We start from the raw sequence: 18,962 nt of genomic DNA on the forward strand, positions 1-18,962 counted from the left end.
CGCCTGCGCCGTCTGTAGGCCGGCGCCGGCAATCGGCCTTTACTCTTCCGGCCGAAAGACGCTAAACACGCGGGGATTGGAGATCGAGCGACATGCTGGACACTGGAGCCTTTCACGAGGACCTACGGCGGTGCGATACCGTTGATGTCGGCTCCGACAGGTCGTTCGGCATTGTCTTCGCGGTGGTTTTTGCCGTCATCGGCTTCTTCCCGCTGGTGGGCGACGGCGAGGTTCGTATCTGGGCCTTGGTCTTGGCGGGGGGAATCCTGCTGGCGGCGGTTGCGGCGCCCGGTTTCCTGCGCCCGGCCAATCGGCTGTGGTTCCGTTTTGGCCAGTTGCTCCACCGGATCGTCACGCCGCTGATTTTGGGCTTCATCTTCTTTTCCACGGTCACCCCGACAGGGTGGCTGATGCGTCTTTTCGGCAAGGATCCCATGAATTTGCGCTTCGAGCCGGAAACGCCCAGCTATTGGATTCGCCGCGATCCCCCCGGGCCGGCCCCCGACACCATGAAGAATCAATTCTAGGAAGGAAGACATGGCCTTTCTGGCGGAACTCTGGACCTTTCTACGGGTCCGCAAGAAATTCTGGCTGGTCCCCGTCATCGTTGTGATGGCGATGTTCGGCGGGCTGATCGTGCTGAGCCAGGGCTCGGCCGTCGCCCCGTTCATCTATACCCTCTTTTAGGGGTTTGGCGCGTGCGGGTCCTCGGCATTTCGGCCTTCTATCACGACAGCGCGGCGGCGCTCATCGAGGACGGCCGGATCGTTGCCGCCGCCCAGGAAGAGCGCTTCACCCGCAAAAAGCATGATTCCGGGTTTCCCCACCGCGCCATCGATTTTTGCATGGAGCGGGCAGGGATCGGCCTGGAAGAGGTCGATTCGGTCGTCTTCTACGACAAGCCGTTCCTCAAGTTCGAACGGCTTCTGGAGACCTATCTGTCCTTCGCGCCGAGGGGCTTCGCGTCCTTCCGCATGGCCATGCCGGTGTGGCTGCGCGAAAAGTTGTTCCAGAAGGACCTGTTGCATAAGGAATTGCGCAAGCACGGACCGAACTTCGACTGGAAGAACCGTCTGCTGTTCGCTGAACATCACCAGAGCCATGCCGCCAGCGCCTTTTATCCGTCGCCATTCGACGAGGCCGTCGTGCTGACCATGGATGGTGTCGGCGAATGGACGACGGCCTCGGTTGCCATCGGCCGCGGCAACAGCCTGGAGATGATCAAGGAGATCCATTTCCCGCATTCCCTGGGACTGCTGTATTCGGCCTTCACCTATTACACCGGATTCAGGGTCAATTCCGGCGAGTACAAGGTCATGGGCTTGGCCCCTTACGGGGAGCCGCGCTATCGCGATCTCATCTTGGACAACCTGATCGACCTCAAGGACGATGGTTCGTTCCGCCTGGATCAGTCCTATTTCGATTACTGCACCGGCCTGACCATGACCAACGGGCGCTTCGCCGCGCTGTTCGGCGGCCCGGCCCGGCGGCCCGACGAGCCGCTGACGCCCCGGCACATGGATCTGGCGGCCTCCATCCAAGCGGTGACCGAGGAGGTGATGGTGCGCACCACCCGGCACCTCGCCGCCGAAACCGGGCAGCGCAACCTCTGCCTGGCCGGCGGCGTCGCGCTCAACTGCGTGGCCAACGGCAAGATCCTGCGTGACGGCCGGTTCGCGGATCTGTGGGTCCAGCCGGCGGCGGGCGACGCCGGCGGCGCCCTGGGGGCGGCGCTTACCGCCTACCATAACTTTCACGGCCGGCCGCGTACCGCGAGCGGGTCGGGCGACGCCATGGCCGGGGCCTACCTGGGGCCCGATTTCGCTCAAACCGATATCGAGCGGCGCCTGACGGCGACGGGCGCCCGCTTTTCGGTGCTGGCGGATGACGAGGTCATCGCCACCGCCGCCCGGGCATTGGCCGACGGCCGCGCGGTCGGCTGGTTCCAGGGCCGCATGGAATTCGGTCCCCGCGCCCTGGGCGCTCGCTCCATCCTGGGCGACGCCCGCTCGCCCTCCATGCAGAAGATGCTGAATCTCAAGGTGAAATACCGCGAATCGTTCCGCCCCTTCGCGCCCTCGGTGCTGGCCGAGGACGCCGCCGACTGGTTCGAAATGGAAGGCGACAGCCCCTACATGCTGCTGGTCGCCGACGTCCGGAAGGAGCGCCGGCGCGCCATGACGGACGTCGAGACGGCCCTCTTCGGCATCGACAAGTTGAACGTCGTGCGCTCGGAGATCCCGGCCGTCACCCACGTCGACTATTCGGCCCGCATCCAGACCGTGCACGCCGACACCAACCCCCGCTACCACGCCCTGATTTCGGCCTTCAAGGCGCTGACCGGCTGCCCGGTCGTCGTCAATACCAGCTTCAACGTGCGCGGCGAGCCCATCGTCTGCACCCCGGAAGACGCCTTCCATTGTTTCATGGGCACCGACATCGAGGCCCTGGCCGTCGGCAACTGCTGGCTCACCAAGGAAGACCAGGACTCCGCACTCAAGCTTGACTACAAGAACGCCTTTAAACTGGATTGACGCCACCGACGCTATGGCGATGGGGCCCCAGTTTGTCGCCGGACCAGTGCCGATTTCACTTCAGGGAACGTCCTGGCCAGGGTACGCGAAGACAACACGGCTGTGGCCATCACGTCGTGGCCATTGGCGTTCCAGTGGCCGTTGAACGGAAACTCGAAACGCTCGTCAGTCTTTTCGTGCCGCTCTATGAACAGTGGGGTTAGGTCGCGAACCTCAAAGCCGCGGGCGATGCCGGCGGCGGCCATGTAGCGATGCATCACGGCGGGGAAGCTATCTTGGATGGTAGCCAGTTTGGCGGCGTCATAGAGTTCGGTACGCAGTCCGTCGAGAACGATGAGGATGCGTTCCGGAGGCAGGCCGCTCTCGTGTGGCAGCAAGTCCAGGAAGCGATCAACGTGACGCTGCGCCCGTGCGACCCGCTCTCTCTCCACGCGGGCGTCGGTATTGGCAACGTAATGGCTGGGCCCATCCGGTTCGGTCAATACGCTCCATAACATACCTAATTTTTCGGGCAAGGCGGTCACTTGCAGGTTGCGATACAGGTAAGCGACAAGTGCCGAGCGGCGCAGAAGGCCGCGCCACCAGGGATCGGTCGGCCGGTCGCTGCGTTTGAGGATCAGACTGCCGGTAGCGTCCTCGGCAAAATATGCCATGCCCCGGAATCCCGCTGAAAACTCATCGCCTCCCATTCCCACGCGTGGTAGGTCGTAATCGTTGGCAACGACGTTTACGACCAGCATATCGGGGGTGAAGGCATGGTGCGCGTAACGGGCCCACGCCAGATACTGCGCGAAAGAAGCGTAGGCGGCGCCGAATGCGTAAACATCGATGTTCGGCGTCAGCTTTTCATGAAGGCGGCCGTGAACAGACTCCTTCCAATCAACTTGAACAGCTTCGACGAAGCTGTCGCCGATCACGGCTAACACGGGCTTGGTCGGCGGAGAGACATAGTTTATGTCGCTGAGGAAACCCTCATTATTTGTCCGCCGGATGCGGCCATTTTTCATGTCCCAATCTTGGGAATAGCGGAATTCGCGGTTTGGTACGAAATGGTAAAGGGGCTGGCTGTCATTAATGGCCGGCACGATCAGCCCCTCGTTGTAAGGCAGGAAGCGGAGAACAATCTCCGCGACAATCAGCGATGAAATGAAACCTATCGTCACGGCAGCAAGGGGAAGCATCATCTGCCGAACACACGTCATGCTTTTCATTTTTTCGCTCTGGCATTGCGGTTCGGTCACGAATACTCAGACCAGAACCGGATATTGCCTCTTCCCGTGATTACGGCCCACTAGGGCTGGTGACATAATCCTCCGGGACTCGAGGAAAATTTTGATCCATATAGGCTTTGCTGGTAAGGAAGGCCGCCTGGATTGTCAAGAACGAGGTGCCTCCGGGGCGAGGCGGCGAGACGCGTGTGAAGATCCTTTTTGTTACCTCCAACCGCATCGGCGATTGCGTCCTGTCGACCGGGCTGCTTTCCCACCTGCTGGAGGCGTATCCGGATGCCCGGTTCACCATCGGCTGCGGGCCGGCTCCGGCCCCCCTGTTCCGGGCGGTTCCCAGGCTGGATCGCGTCATCATCATGGACAAGGGGCCGCGCAAGGTCCACTGGCGCAAGCTTTGGCGGGAAACGGCTTTCCATCTGTGGGATCTGGTGGTCGACCTGCGGGCGTCGGCATTTGCCTGGATCGTGCCGGCGCGCCGGCGCATCACCTTTCGCCCGGGCAAGGCGGCCGTCCATCGCGTCCGCCAACTGGGCGCGCTGATCAACCGCCAGGAGGCGCCGCCGGCGCCCCGGCTGTGGTTGGACGAGGCCGCCCGCGCCGAGGCCATCCGCCAGATCCCGGCCGGGCCGCCGGTGCTGGCGGTGGGGCCGACGGCCAATTGGCCGGGTAAGCAATGGCCGGTCGGGCGCTTTGCCGAACTCGTCGGCCGGCTGAGCGGCGAAACCGGGTTGCTGCCCGGCGCCCGCGTGGCTGTGTTCGGCTCGCCCTCCGAGCATGCGGTGGCCGAGCCGGTGCTGGCCGCCATCCCGCCCGCGCGGTGCATCGATCTAGTCGGTGGGGTCGACCTTCCCGGTGTCGCCGCCTGCCTGGGCCGCTGCGCATTCTATGTCGGCAACGATTCCGGGCTGATGCACATGGCGGCGGCGACGGGCGTTCCCACCCTCGGCCTGTTCGGCCCCAGCAACGACGCCCATTTCGCGCCGTGGGGCGAAAGGGCCTCCTTCGTGCGGGGCGGGCGGTCGTTTCACGAGTATATTGAGGCGCCTGGGTACGACTATCGGACCACGACGAGCCTGATGGACGACCTGTCGGTGGAGCGGGTGGTCGAGGCCGCGGCGGAACTGTGGAAAAGGTGCGCGACATGAAGAGCGGACGGCCGACCCTCAGCGCGCTGGTGGTTGCGCACAACGAGGAGGGCCAGTTGGCCGCCTGCCTGGAGCGGCTGGTTTCGGCCGACGAGATCGTCGTCGTCCTCGATAAGTGCACCGATGCTTCCAGGGACATCGCGTTGCGCTTCACCGACCGTCTGAGCGAAGGCAGCTGGACGATCGAAGGGGCACGGCGCAATGCCGGACTGGAGGCCTGTACCGGCGACTGGATCCTCGAGGTGGACGCCGACGAGCGGGTACCGGCCGCGCTCATCGAGGAAATCCGTGCGGCCATCGCCGATGCGGAATCGGGATATTTCCTGGTGCCGTTCGACAACTACGTGGGTAGCCGGCTGGTCCGCTATGGCTGGGGCGCGTCGTGGGGCGTATCGGCGGCGCCGCGGCTGTCGGCGCGCGGTGCCAAGCGTTGGGGCGAACAGCGGATCCACCCTCGCCTGCAGTTGAGCGGCCCCAAGCGGTGGCTGAAGACTCCCATCGACCACTATGTCGATGCCAGCATTTCCGACATGATCCTTAGGCTCGACCGTTATACGACGGCGCGGGCCCAGGACCTGCGTGAAAGCGGCGACATCGGCAGCTTCGCCAACAATCTGCGCCGCATGATCTCGCGCTTCGCCAAATGCTATGTCGGCCGCAAGGGATACCGCGAAAGCCACTACGGCTTCCTCATCGCCCTTTTCGCGGCCCTCTATCCGATGCTGTCCTACCTCAAGGCGCGGCTGGAACGCGACTGACGGCGGATCATCGCGCGGGGAGGATCGGTGCGGCGCGATTCTTTGGGGGGGTGCGGATGGCGCCGACGAAGCTCCGGCAGCTTTCTTCCATCAGGGCGACGGGGTCGCCGATCGCCAGCAGACCGCGGATGTAGCGCCAGAAATCTGCCGACGCCATGCCGGCCCCGCACCGCCGCCGCGCCCATTTCCATGCCCGCCCCGTGAGCCGCTTCGCCGCCCGCCGTCGCATGACGGCCGGAATTTCGGGATGTTCGGCGAAGAAGTCGGCGAACGCTCGATTGATGTCGTGCAGGATCTGCAACTCGCTTCCTGTCAAGCGTCCGTCGGCTTCCCGCGGCCAGAAAAAAACGGGGTAGTCGAGGGTGGCGAACGGGGTCCGCGCCGCCATGCGCAGCATAATCGAGACATCCTGGATGAAGACCTTCGGATCGGAACCGCCGGCAGCCAAAAGCAGCGCCCGGCTGGCCAGCCAGGCGCTGGCGTTGCCGAACAGGTACCCATCCATCAACCGTTCCAGTGGCCGCTCGACGCGAACGGCGGCGGGCGGCGCACCTTCCAGGGCGCCATGCTGCACCGTCAGCGGATCCTGGCCCGGCGGAAACGGCAGGCAGGTGCCGTAGGCCATCGGACATCCGGTCGTGCGGACGGCATCCAGCAGCAGCGACGTCGCCCGCGGTGTCAGCAGGTCGTCACCGTCGAGGCCTTTGACATAGGGAAACCTGGCGCGCGCCAGGCCGGCGTTGATGGCCCAACTCGGGCCGGCGTTCGGTTGCCGCACGATGGAGACATTTCGCAGATCGGCGGCTTCGCGCTCGATGACGGCGGCGCTATCGTCGGTCGAGCCGTCGTCGACGAAGATGAACTCCCGATCGAAGCTGCCCTCCTGCCGTTGCAACGCGCCGATCACTGCCGGCAGGCAGGCGGACTTGTTGTAGACGGTAATGACGAACGACACGCCCGTCCCGCCCGTCTCCGAATCGTGGAACACCATCTTCTCTTCCGCCATCGTGACGCCCGGTCCGGGGGCTGTTATAAGGCTTATGAATGCTTAAAGATTCGCCGCTCCGATATCAAGAAACCCGTTCAGACACCGCAATCGTGCTTAGGACCTTTCCGTCGATGTCTCCGCGCCAGGCCGCCAGCGTTCTGGTCTATGTCGGCTGCGACCTGGTGGGTGACGGCATGATGAAGCTGCCTTTCGTGCGGGCGTTGAGGGCTGCCTTTCCGGGCGCGCGCATCACCTGGCTCACGGGGCGCGGAACCTCGGTCTACGCCGGCAGCCTGGCCCCCTTGGTGGCGGGCCTGCTGGATGAGGTCGTGGCAGAGGACGTCGGCGACTTTGCGGCCCGGCAGCGACTCGCCGGGCAGCGTTTCGAAATCATCATCGATACCCAGCGCGGGCTGCCGACCACGCTCAAGCTCCGGAGCATCCCGCATCGGCGGTTCATTTCGGCTACGTTGGGATATCTCCTGTCCAGCGAGCATCCCCGCCACAGATTCCGCAAGATCCCGTCACTGGCGTCGCAGTTGCTGGAACTGGCGGCATTGGCGGCGGGCCGGACGGTGGATCCGTCGCTGATCGGGCGCCCCAATCTTCCTGCCGAGATCGAGGCGGAGGCGGCGCGGTTGTTGCCTCAGGGCGCCACCTACGTGGGGCTCGCTCCCGGGGCCGGCGGCAGACAGAAGTGTTGGCCCCTGGAAAACTATCTCGAGGTGGGCCGCCGGCTGCTGGCCGCCGGTTACATTCCGGCGGTCCTGTTGGGACCCGGCGAGGCCGGATGGGGTTCGGCGGTGGCCGACGCCTTGCCCCGCGCGCGATTGCCTCTCCAGGACGCCGTCGCACTGTCGCCACTGCTAACGGTCGCGTTGGGGCGCCACATGCGCGCGGCCGTCGCCAACGACAGCGGTGCCGGCCACATGCTGGCGGCTGCTGATGTGCCGATGGTATCCCTATTCGGGCCGACGTCTCCGGCGAAATTTGCTCCCGTGACCTGCCGCCTGATCGTGCTGCGAGCCCAGGATTTCGGGGGCAGCGCCATGGCGGCGATCCCGGTCGAGGCGGTATGGGATGGGGTTGCGACCTTGCTCCACGGCAAGCCGGCGTGAAGCCGCCAGGATTCATTGACTGAACACTCCGCTAACTGTATGTTCTTAGCGTGAACGCGTTCGCGCTATGAACGCCAGTTTGGTGACTGCTGGACAGGAGCGACCATCGCGTCGTTTGCGCATGCCGGAAGAGCAGACGAACATCACCCTGGGCCTGCTGAACGCGGTTCACGAGAACAGCCACGTGACCCAGCGCACGGTGGCGACCGAACTGGGCGTGGCGCTGGGCCTGGTCAACACGTACATCAAGCGCTGCGTGAAGAAGGGCTATATCAAGGTCCGCCAGGCGCCGGCCAATCGCTACGCCTATTACCTGACGCCGGCGGGTTTCACCGAGAAGAGCCGTCTGACCGCGCAGTACCTGTCGCATTCATTCACCTTTTTCCGCCGCGCCCGTCAGCAGTGCGCCGAAGTTCTCGCCCTCAGCGAGGAGCGCAACTGGCGGCGCCTAGCGTTGGCTGGGGCCAGCGAACTTGCGGAAATCATGATTCTCTGTTCCCACGAGTACCCGGTGACGTTGGCCGGTATCGTCGATCCCGCCACCCCCCGCGAAACCTTCCAGAACCTGGCGGTGTTTCCGTTGCTGAAGAAGGTTGGGCCGGTCGATGCGGTGGTCATCACCGATCTCACCGATCCGCAGGCCGCCTATGCCGCGCTGGCCGAGCACCTGCCGGACGAACGCATCCTGGCGCCTTCCATTCTGCGTGTTGTCCGCAATGGTGCGCGAGAGCGGGGGGGGAGATAGGCCATGCGACGCTGGTATGTGGTTCAAACGCGGCCGCGGGACGAATCGACGGCGCTGCTTCACCTGACGCGCCAGGGGTTCGAGGGATATCTGCCGCGTTTTCTCAAGCGCCGCCGGCATGCCCGCAAAGTGGACATCGCGCCGGTCCCGTTGTTTCCGGGCTACCTGTTTGTGGCGCTTGATCTGGCGGCGGCCCGCTGGCGCTCGATCCAGGGCACGGTGGGGGTCAGCCGCTTGGTGTGCCACGGCGACAATCCGGCACCGATTCCCGACGGTGTGGTCGAGGATATCCAGGGGCACGAGGATGCTGCCGGTTGGATTATCCTGCGTCCGCAGACGTCGTTGCAGCAGGGCCAGGTGGTGGAGATTTCAAACGGTCCCCTCGCCGAGCTGCGTGGCATTTTCGAGGGGTTGGATTCCAAAGAGCGCGTCATTGTGCTGCTGAGCCTTCTCGGCCGCGAGGTCAGGGCGCGCGTTCCACTCGGCTGGGTGCAGGCCACCGCCTGAGCCGCCGGGTCATCGGCCAAATGGCCTAACGGGTGAAGGCATTTTTCACCCGAATGGCGGTAGCATGGCCGGCGAAAACGTTTTATCGATAGCGAGATCCGTGACCTACGATATTTCCGGAAAGCGCATCTGGGTGACCGGCCATCGCGGGATGGTCGGCAGCGCCGTGGTGCGCCGGTTGTCCCGGGAGTCCTGCGAAATCGTGACGGCCGGTCGCACGACGCTCGACCTGCGCCGGCAGGCCGAGGTCGAGGCCTGGGTGGCGGCCAATCGGCCACAGGTCGTGGTGGTGGCCGCGGCGAAGGTCGGCGGCATTCACGCCAACGCCACCTATCCGGTCGATTTCCTCTATGACAACCTGGCCATCGAGGCCAATGTCATCCACGCCGCCTTCAAATCGGGGGTGGAGAAGCTGCTGTTTCTTGGCTCGTCGTGCATCTATCCGCGCGAGGCCCCGCAGCCGATGGCCGAGGACGCCCTGTTGAGCGGTCCCCTGGAACCGACCAACGAGTGGTACGCGGTGGCCAAGATCGCCGGCATCAAGCTGTGCCAGGCCTATCGGCGCCAGCACGGGTGCGACTTCATCTCGGCGATGCCGACCAATCTTTACGGACCCGGTGACAATTTCCATCCGACCGACAGCCACGTTCCGGCCGCGCTGCTCAGGCGGTTGCATGAGGCGAAAGAGGCGGCGCTTTCGGAGGTCGCGGTGTGGGGCTCCGGCCAGCCGCGCCGCGAATTCCTCCATGTCGACGATCTGGCCGACGCCTGCGCGTTTCTTCTGAAATCCTATTCCGGCGAATCGCATGTGAACGTAGGGACGGGCGAGGATGTGACGATCGCCGATTTCGCCGAGAGGGTGCGGCGGGTGGTCGGTTGGGAGGGGCGGCTGGTTTATGATACCGCGCGCCCCGACGGCCCGCCACGCAAGGTTCTCGACGTATCGCGCTTGGCGGCGATGGGATGGCGGGCGGCGACACCGTTGGAAGAGGGGCTGCGGGGCTATTACCGCTGGTTCCTCGACAACATCGACCATATCCGCCAATAGCGGGCCGGGGGAGCGAACGCCGTGACCGAGAAAGTTGCATTGATCACCGGAATAACCGGCCAGGACGGCGCCTATCTGGCCGAACTGCTGCTGGAAAAGGGCTATCGGGTGCATGGCGTCAAGCGGCGCTCGTCCTCGTTCAATACCGCGCGGGTGGATCATCTTTACGTCGATCCGCACGTCAACGATCCGCGCTTCCTGATGCATTACGGCGACATGACGGACGCCACCAACCTGATCCGCCTGGTCCAGGAAACGCAGCCGGACGAGATCTACAACCTGGCCGCCCAGAGCCACGTGCAGGTCAGTTTCGAGACCCCCGAATATACGGCCAACGCCGACGCGCTGGGAACGCTGCGCCTGCTGGAAGCGATGCGCATCCTCGGCATGGAGAAGACGACACGCTTCTACCAGGCCTCGACCTCGGAGTTGTTCGGCAAGGTCCAGGAAACGCCGCAGCGCGAGACCACGCCCTTCTATCCGCGCAGCCCCTATGCGGCGGCCAAGCTTTACGCCTACTGGATCGCCGTGAACTACCGCGAGGCCTATGGGATGCATGCCTCCAACGGCATCCTTTTCAACCACGAAAGCCCGATCCGCGGCGAAACCTTCGTGACCCGCAAGATCACCCAGGCGGTGGCCGCCATCGCGGCCGGAAGGCAGGACTGCCTCTATCTCGGCAATCTCGACTCCAAGCGCGACTGGGGCCACGCACGGGACTACGTGGAGGGCATGTGGCGGATCGTCCAGCAGCCGGAGCCCGACGACTACGTATTGGCGACCGGCGAGACCCATTCGGTGCGCGAGTTCGTCGAACTGGCCTTCGCCCATGTGGGGCACACCGTCGTCTGGCGGGGCGCGGGCGTCGCGGAGGAAGGGCTTGACGATGCATCCGGCAGGACGCTGGTCAGGATCGACCCGCGCTACTTCCGGCCGACCGAGGTCGAGTTCTTGCTCGGCGATCCTGCCAAGGCCCATGAGAAATTGGGCTGGCGCCACCGCACAGGATTTAGCGACCTGGTGCGCGAGATGGTCGAAGCCGACATTGACTTGCTGGAAAGCGGACCGGCCGAACCGTTGCATTCCGGCGCATGACGTCCGTCTATCGATCCAAGCCCTTATAATCAAGAAGCAGGGAGTTAAGCATGCGCCCCTTCGACCAGCCGATGATCGATCTGGACGGGAAATCCGTTCTGATCACGGGCGGGACGGGATCTTTTGGCCAGGCCCTCGTTTCCGAGGCCATCAGGCGGTTCAAGCCCCGCAAACTGATCATCTTCTCGCGAGACGAGCTCAAACAGTATGAAATGGCGCAGAAATTCCGTGTGGAGGAATACCCCTTCATGCGCTATTTCATCGGCGACGTCCGCGATGTCGACCGGCTGGAGTTGGCCCTGCGCGACGTCGACTATGTGGTTCATGCCGCGGCGCTCAAGCACGTCCCGATCGCCGAGTACAATCCGTTCGAATGCATCCAGACCAACGTGCATGGGGCCGAAAACGTGGTCAAGGCGGCGCTGCGGTGCGGCGTGAAGAGGGTGGTCGGGCTGTCGACCGACAAGGCGGCCAGCCCCATCAATCTCTATGGGGCGAGCAAGCTGGCGTCGGACAAGATCTTCGTCGCCGCCAACAACCTATCGGGCGGCGAACCCAATTTCGCGGTCGTCCGGTACGGCAACGTGGTCGGATCGCGCGGTTCCGTTGTTCCCTTCTTTCGCAAGCTGGTGGAAGATGGCGCCAAGACCCTGCCCATTACCGATCCGCGGATGACGCGCTTCTGGATCACTCTTCGGCAGGGTGTGAACTTCGTGCTGTCGTCGCTGGCCATGATGCAGGGAGGAGAGATCTTCGTGCCGAAGATCCCCAGCATGAAGGTCGTCGACCTGGCGACGGCCATCGGTCCCCGCCTTGATCACGAAATCGTCGGAATCCGACCTGGCGAGAAGCTGCACGAGGTGATGATCACCAGCGACGACGCGCGCTCTACCATCGAACTCGATGATCGCTATGTGATCTGCCCGAGTTTCAATTCGTTCCGGCACGAGACCTATCGGGATATGGGGGCGCGCGAGATCGAGAACGGATTCCAATACGGCAGCGAGAACAATCTTGAATGGTTGCAAGCGGAGCAACTGAAGGAGGTCCTAGGCACATGCTGATTGATCGGATCACCCGGGCCGCCACAGCCCGCGTTTGGGGGCGATAGGTGGTTTTGTCGGCCGAACGCAAGGTATTGGTTTTCGGGGCGACCGGTATGGTTGGGCAAAGCTTGTGCAGAGCCATGAAGCAGGCTGGCTACAACGTTATCGGCGTCGCGCGGGAGCATGCGGATATTGGCATCGACCTTCGTCATTTCCGGTCCTGTTTCGATGTCGTCGCCTCGGCCCGGCCGGACGTTGTTATAAACGCAGCGGCGATAACGGATTTTGCAGAATGCAAAAATGACACCGCCTTAGCGTATGCGGTAAATGGATGCGCACCGGGAATCATGGCGGAGGCGGCCTCCTCCATCGGAGTTAAGTTTGTCCAGATTTCGACCGACCATTATTACATTGATGACGGCCGACGCTGTCATGACGAGGCGGCGCCTGTCGTTCTCGTGAATGCTTATGCCTCTTCGAAATATGCGGGCGAGGTTTGTGCCCTGTCTGTTCCCGACAGCCTCGTGGTCCGGACCAATGTAACCGGTCCTGTCGGCCTTCGTGGAAGACAAACGTTTTTCAACTGGGCGTTGGCTGTCGTCGAGCGGCGTGAAAAGGCTATTCTGTTCAACGATTACTTCACGTCCACCATCGGCACGGGATGGTTTTCCCGTTCCTTGATTAGGTTAATCGAGGCCGATGCTCGGGGGATCGTCAATATCGCCTCTCGCGAGGTGTCGAGCAAACTGGAATTTGTAGCCGCCTTGGCGGACGCCTTGGGGGCGCCGTTGCGCAACGTCAGTCCGGTTTCGGTTCGGTCTTTGGCGGTGCGCCGGGCCGAAAGTCTAGGACTAGACGTCTCGAAGGCCGAGTCAATTCTCGGCGTGGCTTTGCCGACGCGTGCACAGGTCATCGATGATTTGCTGCGGGAGGGCCGTGCCTTATGAGTCATTATGATCGTGATCTCTATATTCAATCTCGGCGGATCTCGTTGGATACGCCAACATATTTCATAGCAGACTTGGCTTCCAATCACGACGGAGATTTGCAGCGCGCCAAGGCCCTAATTTGGAAGGCCAAGGAATGTGGCGCCGACGCAGTCAAGTTTCAGCATTTCCTGGCGTATGCTATTGTCAGTGATCGCGGCTTCACACAACTTGAGCGGATGTCACATCAAAAGGCATGGAAGGGATCCATATACGAGATTTACGAAAAGTGTGAACTCGATCGGACCTGGACCCGGACGTTACAGGAGACCGCTCGCGACGCCGGCATACACTTCATGACCTCCCCGTATGATTTCGATGCCATCGAACAAACAGTCGGCGCGGTCGACGCTTTCAAGATCGGATCTGGGGAAATAACCTGGAGCGATGCGTTGACGCGAATTGCAGCGGCGGGGAAGCCGACGATTCTCGCCACCGGCGCCTCGACCATGGTCGAGGTGGAGCGTGCTGTAGATGCTGTCCTCGCTGTGAATCCGCGCTTTTCCCTAATGCAGTGCAACACGAACTACACGGGCAGCCCGGACAATTTCCGTTTCATCAATCTGCGTGTCCTCAATACATTTGCGGCAAGGTGGCCTGGCTTGGTGCTCGGCATTTCCGACCACACGCCTGGACATTCGGTTGTCCTGGGGGCGGTCACCTTAGGCGCCCGCATTGTCGAGAAGCACTTTACAGACGACAACCAGCGGATCGGGCCTGACCACGGATTCTCTATGACCCCATTGACTTGGCGCGACATGGTTGATCGCACTCGTGAAGTTGAACTGGCCTTGGGAGATGGAGTGAAACGGCTAGAGACGAACGAAGCGGAAGCCGCGGTCGTCCAAAGACGGTGCCTTCGCCTAGCTCGCAATCTCTTAGCCGGGTCCATCATCGGTCCATGCGATGTGGAGCCGTTGCGTCCGGCGCCGCCCGGGTCGGTGGAGCCGCATGCCCTACGTGGCGTTCTCGGCCGCCGATTGCGAGTGACCAAGGAACGCGGCGATGACTTAAAATGGACGGATCTGGAGGATGGGCGTGATTAAGGGGTCGGTGACCGGACTTAGAGCGGTCGAGCGTGACGATCTGCCGCAACTGCTTGAGTGGAGAAACCAGCCGCTGTACCGCAGGTTTTTTCGCGAGGATAGGGAACTGAATTCGTTCCAGCAGGAACGATGGTTCGAGGAAACGGTGGTTGGCGGCTCCTCCACGCGTATGTTTTCAATCGTGGAGTTGGATGGTGGCCGACTAATCGGGGCCTGTGGTCTGTGCTATATCAATTGGCGGGATCGTAACGCGGACCTTTCTCTCTACATCGGAATAGGCGGTCTTTATATTGACGACACCTACGCGCCGGATGCTGCGCGCACGCTACTGCACTTCGGTTTCGAGGAAATGGGACTACATCGCATCTGGGCCGAAATCTATTCTGTCGATACGGCCAAAGAAAAGCTTTTCAAGTCGCTTGGTATGACGTTGGACGGGCGGCATCGTGAGACCCGCTGGACAGCGGGCCATTGGGTGGATTCCCTCTTTTTCAGCGTTTTGGCCGACGAGTATAGGATCTGTGGCGACGTCTAGCAGTTTATTCTCGCGGCGACATGCTGTAACGGGGGGAAAGGGCAGCTTAGCTATCGGTACAGGGACTCTTTCCATGGGAGACGTTGTGACGCAATGTGTGGCTGACGGACCAGAATAATGATTACAATTATCGATTACGGTATGGGAAACCTACGCTCGGTCGCGAACGCGTTTGAGGCGTTGGGACGGGAGGTGCAGTGCGTTGGCGAGCCGGAGGCATTGGCGTCGGCAACGGCGATCGTGCTGCCGGGGGTCGGGGCATTCGGCGACGCGATGGAGAATCTTTGGACGAAAGGCCTTGTGGATGCCCTCGACCATGAGGTTCGCGGCAAAGGAAAGCCTTTCTTAGGCTTGTGCCTTGGATTGCAACTCCTCGCCGAGCGGGGGACGGAGCAAGGTGACCATCGGGGACTGGGCTGGATACCGGGAGTTTGTCGTCGGCTCGAACGCCGATCCAACGACCCGGACATCCACATCCCGCACATCGGATGGAACGATGTGAGTATCCGCAAGGCGGAGGGGTTGTATCGCGACCTCGGTGACGTGCAGGCGTTTTATTTCGTCCATAGCTACATTCTGTGCGCCGCGGATGATTCGGTCGTAAGCGGGATTTGCGATCACGGCGAGGATTTTGCCGCAAGCATAGAGACCGGCAATGTCTGGGCGACCCAGTTTCATCCCGAAAAGAGCCACAAGGCAGGGCTCAGCCTCCTGAACAACTGGTGTGCTGCGGCACGATGCTAAAGAAGAGGCTCATTCCGGTGCTGCTGCTGCAGAACGGGCTTCTGGTCCGCAGCGAGCTTTTTCGTATCTACCAGGCGATCGGCAACCCGATACACGAGGTGGAACGCTTCAACCAGTGGAACGTCGACGAACTGATCTACCTCGACATCAGCCGGGACGATTCTTACGACCTGCGCCGCGACGATGCCCGTGTGAAGAACATCGGCGGCCCTCTGGACATTCTGCGGGCGGTCGGCAAGAACTGCTTCATGCCGCTGACCTGGGGCGGACGCATCAGGAGCGTGGACGGCATGCGCGCCATCATCAGCAGCGGTGCTGACAAGGTGGCGATCAACAGCCAGGCGCTGGCGAACCCGGACCTCATCGCCCAGGGGGCCAAGGTGTTCGGCAGCCAGGCCATCGTTGTCAGCATCGACGTGCGCCGACATGACGACGGACGGTTGGAGGTCTTCTCAGAGGGCGGGCGCACGGCGACCGGCCGGCGACCCGAGAAATGGGCCCGTGAGGCTGAGGAACGCGGGGCCGGTGAGATCCTCATCCAGAGCATCGATCGCGATGGGACAGGAAGCGGTTACGACCTCGACCTCGTGGCGCGCATGGCGGATGCCGTATCGATCCCGCTGATTGCCTGCAGTGGGGTCGGCCGGTACGAGGATTATGTGGAAGGCATCAAGGCAGGCGCGGCGGCGGTCGCCGCGGCAAACATTTGGCATTTCAAGGATTTGGCCGACCGGGGCGGAAAAAGGGCCTTGGTCAAAGCTGGAATCAACGTGCGACACTAGAATGGATGATGGCGATGGCAATTCGATACTGCTCCAACTGTGTTTATCCCTCGGCAGCGGCGACGCCGTTGACCTTCGACGAGAATGGGGTCTGCTCGGGATGTCGGGTCGCCAAACAGAAGAGCGACATCGATTGGTCACAGCGTTGGCAAATGCTGAAGGATCTGGCCGGGGAGTATCGCAGCGATGGGAACTACGACATCGTCATCCCGGTCAGTGGCGGAAAGGACAGCTATTTCCAGACCCACGTCGCGGTCAAGGAACTGGGTCTGAAGCCGCTTTTGGTGACCTACCACGGCAACAACTACCTGCCGGAAGGCGAGTATAATCTCTTCCGCATGCGCGAGGTCTTTGACTGCGACCACGTTGTCGTTCGTCCCTCGGTCGGGACCCTCGTCAAGATGAACCGCCTGGGCTTCAAGGTTCAGGGCGACATGAACTGGCATGCCCATTGCGGCATCTTCTCAGCGCCCATCCAGGTCGCGGTACGCTACCGTGTGCCGCTCATGCTGTGGGGAGAGCACGGTTTCATGGACCTGGGCGGCATGTATTCCTACAACGACTTCATCGAGTTCACGGCCAAGTACCGCAAGGAACACGCGCTCAGAGGGTATGATTGGTACGATTTCACAGACGAAGGGCTGGAGAAGTTGGGGCATCCCGAATGGAAGGAGGGGTTGCGAACCAAGGATCTCCTGTGGGCGCAGTATCCGTCGGACGATGAAATTGACGAGGCGGGGGTTCGGGGGATTCATCTTTCCAACTTCATCGACTGGGACGGCCATAAGAACGCAGGCCTCGTTACGCAGCTTTACGGTTGGCGGGCCTCAGAGCGGGAGTTCGAGCGGACGTATCGGCGCGTCTCGAACCTGGACGATATCCACGAAAATGGCGTGCACGACTACATGAAGTTCGTCAAGTTCGGCTACGGTCGGGCTTCGGACCACGCGTGCAAGGACATCCGTTCCGGCCGAATGACCAGGACTGATGGTGTTGAGGAAGTCCGCAAGCGTGACCACATTAAGCCTCGGGATTTGCGGAGATGGCTCGAGTACGTGGACATGAGCGAGGTAGAGTTCGACTGCATCGCCGACACCTTTCGCGATCCGCGGGTGTGGCGTATTGAAGACGGCGAGTGGGTGAAAGATAATCTGTGGGGCACACCATCGTCCTATGGACGGGTCCATCTGCCGCGCGACCAGTGGGACAAGTATCAGAGGGGCTAATGCCGTGCTGACCGAGAACGAGATTCGCCCGGACACGATGCGGGAAGAGCAGGCCCGGCGATTCGCTCAAGATATCCACCGCTTGAACGAACGCAAGGGCGAGTTCGTCGCTGTTCCTTGTCCGGCCTGCGGAGACGACCACCCGGTGGTCCGTTTCGAGAAGTACGGACTTACCTATGTCGACTGCCTATCTTGCGGCACCCTGTATGTTAATCCTCGGCCAACGCCGGGAATCCTCGCGTGGTACTACGAGACGTCGGAGCACTACCGGTATTGGAATACGTTCATCTTCCCCGCCTCTGAAGTCATCCGGCGAGAGAAAATCTTTCGGCCGCGCGTTGATCGACTCGTAGACATATGCCATCGGTTTGGCGTGCCCACCCATACCCTCCTGGAGGTTGGCGCCGGTTACGGTACTTTTGGCGAGGCCGTGTTGGAAACTGGCCTGTTCGGACGATATGTTGCGGTGGAGCCCACCCCGGATCTCGCGGCGACCTGCCGCAAAAAGGGTTTAGAGGTGATAGAACTGCCGATCGAGCAGACAGACCTCCCGGATGACTTCGCCGATATTGTAGTCAGCTTCGAGGTCATCGAGCATCTGTTTTCGCCGCGCGTTTTTATCGAGGCGAGTGCGCGCCTTCTCGCATCAGGAGGGGTGCTCATCCTATCTTGTCCTAACGTGAGGGGGTTTGAGGTGGAGGTCCTTCAAGCGGCCTCGGACACCGTCGACGTCGAGCACCTCAACTACTTCAATCCGGAATCCCTATCAGATCTCGTCGCGCGGTGTGGGTTCACGGTGCTTGAGACGACAACCCCTGGAGAGCTCGACGCCGAACTGGTGCGCAAGAAGGTGCTTGTCGGAGATGTTGATCTCGATGGGCAAACGTTCCTGAAGCGTGTGCTAATCGATGAATGGGAGCGCCTTGCAGAGCCTTTCCAGAAGTTTCTATGGGTCAACGGTCTGTCCTCGCATCTTTGGCTTGTGGCTCGGAAGGCTTGAAGGATTGATCGAATCGTAGAAGTCTAATTTTTGGCTTGTTTCGAGGCATAGCCGTTCAAACTCTGTATATCTGCGCCCCGATCTTACTCATAGTATCCAGAATCAATCACCGACGCCGTGGTGTCCAATGTACAGAACAATAGTGTTGCTGCTCTTTTTTGAAGCAACGAAGATAAAAAATATTAAAAAACCATTTTAGCGTTTGCATATGACATTGTAATGGAAATATTCAAATCTACAAAGATGGTCGCAAGTTGAGTATTTATTGCTACAAAGGTGAGTTAGTGTATTGATATTGTTTTCTACGGAACCGCTGACAATTTTCGTATCCCAGTTTGGATCGCTCAGGGGGGGCGCGAGGCATTGTTGCTGTTCTGTTTCAATATATATGCATGGCAAAAAAAACAAGATACCAAGCGTCACATTGGAT

Annotated in this window: 20 protein-coding genes; 18 read left to right on the forward strand and 2 right to left on the reverse strand. The window is 61.4% G+C overall.

From position 1 onward, the window contains the following. The first annotated feature begins 92 nt into the window (after positions 1-92). The 3 genes from ODR01_RS10375 to ODR01_RS10385 are packed head-to-tail and all read left to right on the forward strand — an operon-like array spanning position 93 to position 2,534. Positions 93-527 (forward strand): SxtJ family membrane protein, encoded by a 435-nt coding sequence (locus tag ODR01_RS10375; RefSeq protein ID WP_316977574.1) that lies wholly within the window; start codon positions 93-95, stop codon positions 525-527. A 10-nt stretch (positions 528-537) separates the two neighbouring features. After that, entirely contained in the window at positions 538-687 is a 150-nt protein-coding gene (locus ODR01_RS10380; protein WP_316977575.1) for a DUF5989 family protein, read from the forward strand. 11 nt (positions 688-698) lie between these two features. Next, positions 699-2,534, forward strand: coding sequence for a carbamoyltransferase family protein (locus ODR01_RS10385; RefSeq protein ID WP_316977576.1), 1,836 nt, complete (start codon positions 699-701; stop codon positions 2,532-2,534). An 11-nt stretch (positions 2,535-2,545) separates the two neighbouring features. On the opposite strand, the gene ODR01_RS10390 is transcribed toward ODR01_RS10385, so the two are convergent. After that, positions 2,546-3,775, reverse strand: coding sequence for a hypothetical protein (locus ODR01_RS10390; protein ID WP_316977577.1), 1,230 nt, complete (start codon positions 3,773-3,775; stop codon positions 2,546-2,548). A gap of 176 nt (positions 3,776-3,951) precedes the next feature. Here ODR01_RS10390 and ODR01_RS10395 point away from each other — a divergent pair, with 176 nt between their 5' ends. Then, entirely contained in the window at positions 3,952-4,908 is a 957-nt protein-coding gene (locus ODR01_RS10395) for a glycosyltransferase family 9 protein (RefSeq protein WP_316977578.1), read from the forward strand. Next, the gene (locus tag ODR01_RS10400; RefSeq protein ID WP_316977579.1) at positions 4,905-5,666 is read left to right on the forward strand and encodes a glycosyltransferase family 2 protein; all 762 of its coding nucleotides are present in this window, start codon (positions 4,905-4,907) and stop codon (positions 5,664-5,666) included. Before ODR01_RS10395 ends, ODR01_RS10400 begins: the two co-directional genes overlap by 4 nt. Before the next feature lie 7 nt (positions 5,667-5,673). On the opposite strand, the gene ODR01_RS10405 is transcribed toward ODR01_RS10400, so the two are convergent. Further along, on the reverse strand, positions 5,674-6,657 hold the full coding sequence (locus tag ODR01_RS10405; protein ID WP_316977580.1) for a glycosyltransferase family 2 protein: 984 nt from the start codon (positions 6,655-6,657) through the stop codon (positions 5,674-5,676). 128 nt (positions 6,658-6,785) lie between these two features. Here ODR01_RS10405 and ODR01_RS10410 point away from each other — a divergent pair, with 128 nt between their 5' ends. From ODR01_RS10410 to ODR01_RS10470, 13 genes are all read left to right on the forward strand, one after another. Further along, positions 6,786-7,772, forward strand: a complete 987-nt coding sequence (locus ODR01_RS10410; RefSeq protein ID WP_316977581.1) for a glycosyltransferase family 9 protein — start codon at positions 6,786-6,788, stop codon at positions 7,770-7,772. Positions 7,773-7,854: 82 nt separating this feature from the next. After that, positions 7,855-8,517: a winged helix-turn-helix transcriptional regulator gene (locus tag ODR01_RS10415; protein ID WP_316977582.1), complete on the forward strand. Its 663-nt coding sequence runs from the start codon at positions 7,855-7,857 to the stop codon at positions 8,515-8,517. A gap of 3 nt (positions 8,518-8,520) precedes the next feature. Next, on the forward strand, positions 8,521-9,024 hold the full coding sequence (nusG, locus tag ODR01_RS10420) for a transcription termination/antitermination protein NusG (RefSeq protein ID WP_316977583.1): 504 nt from the start codon (positions 8,521-8,523) through the stop codon (positions 9,022-9,024). Positions 9,025-9,088: 64 nt separating this feature from the next. Next, a complete protein-coding gene (fcl, locus tag ODR01_RS10425; RefSeq protein WP_316977584.1) occupies positions 9,089-10,072 on the forward strand; it encodes a GDP-L-fucose synthase in 984 nt (327 codons plus the stop codon). Between the two features lie 21 nt (positions 10,073-10,093). Then, positions 10,094-11,167 carry a GDP-mannose 4,6-dehydratase gene (gmd, locus tag ODR01_RS10430; protein WP_316977585.1) on the forward strand — a complete coding sequence of 358 codons (1,074 nt, stop codon included), beginning with the start codon at positions 10,094-10,096 and terminating at the stop codon, positions 11,165-11,167. Between the two features lie 50 nt (positions 11,168-11,217). Next, entirely contained in the window at positions 11,218-12,231 is a 1,014-nt protein-coding gene (gene pseB, locus ODR01_RS10435) for a UDP-N-acetylglucosamine 4,6-dehydratase (inverting) (RefSeq protein ID WP_316977586.1), read from the forward strand. Between the two features lie 47 nt (positions 12,232-12,278). Next, positions 12,279-13,160: an SDR family oxidoreductase gene (locus ODR01_RS10440; protein WP_316977587.1), complete on the forward strand. Its 882-nt coding sequence runs from the start codon at positions 12,279-12,281 to the stop codon at positions 13,158-13,160. Next, positions 13,157-14,245 carry an N-acetylneuraminate synthase family protein gene (locus tag ODR01_RS10445; protein ID WP_316977588.1) on the forward strand — a complete coding sequence of 363 codons (1,089 nt, stop codon included), beginning with the start codon at positions 13,157-13,159 and terminating at the stop codon, positions 14,243-14,245. The genes ODR01_RS10440 and ODR01_RS10445 overlap by 4 nt, the downstream gene beginning before the upstream one ends. Next, complete coding sequence (locus ODR01_RS10450) at positions 14,232-14,780, forward strand: GNAT family N-acetyltransferase (protein ID WP_316977589.1); 549 nt, start codon at positions 14,232-14,234, stop codon at positions 14,778-14,780. The genes ODR01_RS10445 and ODR01_RS10450 overlap by 14 nt, the downstream gene beginning before the upstream one ends. Positions 14,781-14,897: 117 nt before the next feature. Beyond that, positions 14,898-15,524 carry an imidazole glycerol phosphate synthase subunit HisH gene (hisH, locus tag ODR01_RS10455; RefSeq protein WP_316977590.1) on the forward strand — a complete coding sequence of 209 codons (627 nt, stop codon included), beginning with the start codon at positions 14,898-14,900 and terminating at the stop codon, positions 15,522-15,524. Between the two features lie 17 nt (positions 15,525-15,541). Beyond that, on the forward strand, positions 15,542-16,306 hold the full coding sequence (gene hisF, locus ODR01_RS10460; protein WP_316977591.1) for an imidazole glycerol phosphate synthase subunit HisF: 765 nt from the start codon (positions 15,542-15,544) through the stop codon (positions 16,304-16,306). 14 nt (positions 16,307-16,320) lie between these two features. Beyond that, positions 16,321-17,532 carry an N-acetyl sugar amidotransferase gene (locus ODR01_RS10465; RefSeq protein ID WP_316977592.1) on the forward strand — a complete coding sequence of 404 codons (1,212 nt, stop codon included), beginning with the start codon at positions 16,321-16,323 and terminating at the stop codon, positions 17,530-17,532. A gap of 4 nt (positions 17,533-17,536) precedes the next feature. Then, complete coding sequence (locus ODR01_RS10470; RefSeq protein ID WP_316977593.1) at positions 17,537-18,532, forward strand: class I SAM-dependent methyltransferase; 996 nt, start codon at positions 17,537-17,539, stop codon at positions 18,530-18,532. Positions 18,533-18,962 lie beyond the last annotated feature (430 nt).

Origin of the sequence: Shumkonia mesophila, from assembly GCF_026163695.1 — a bacterium.
Classification (GTDB): Bacteria; Pseudomonadota; Alphaproteobacteria; order Rhodospirillales; family Shumkoniaceae; genus Shumkonia; species Shumkonia mesophila.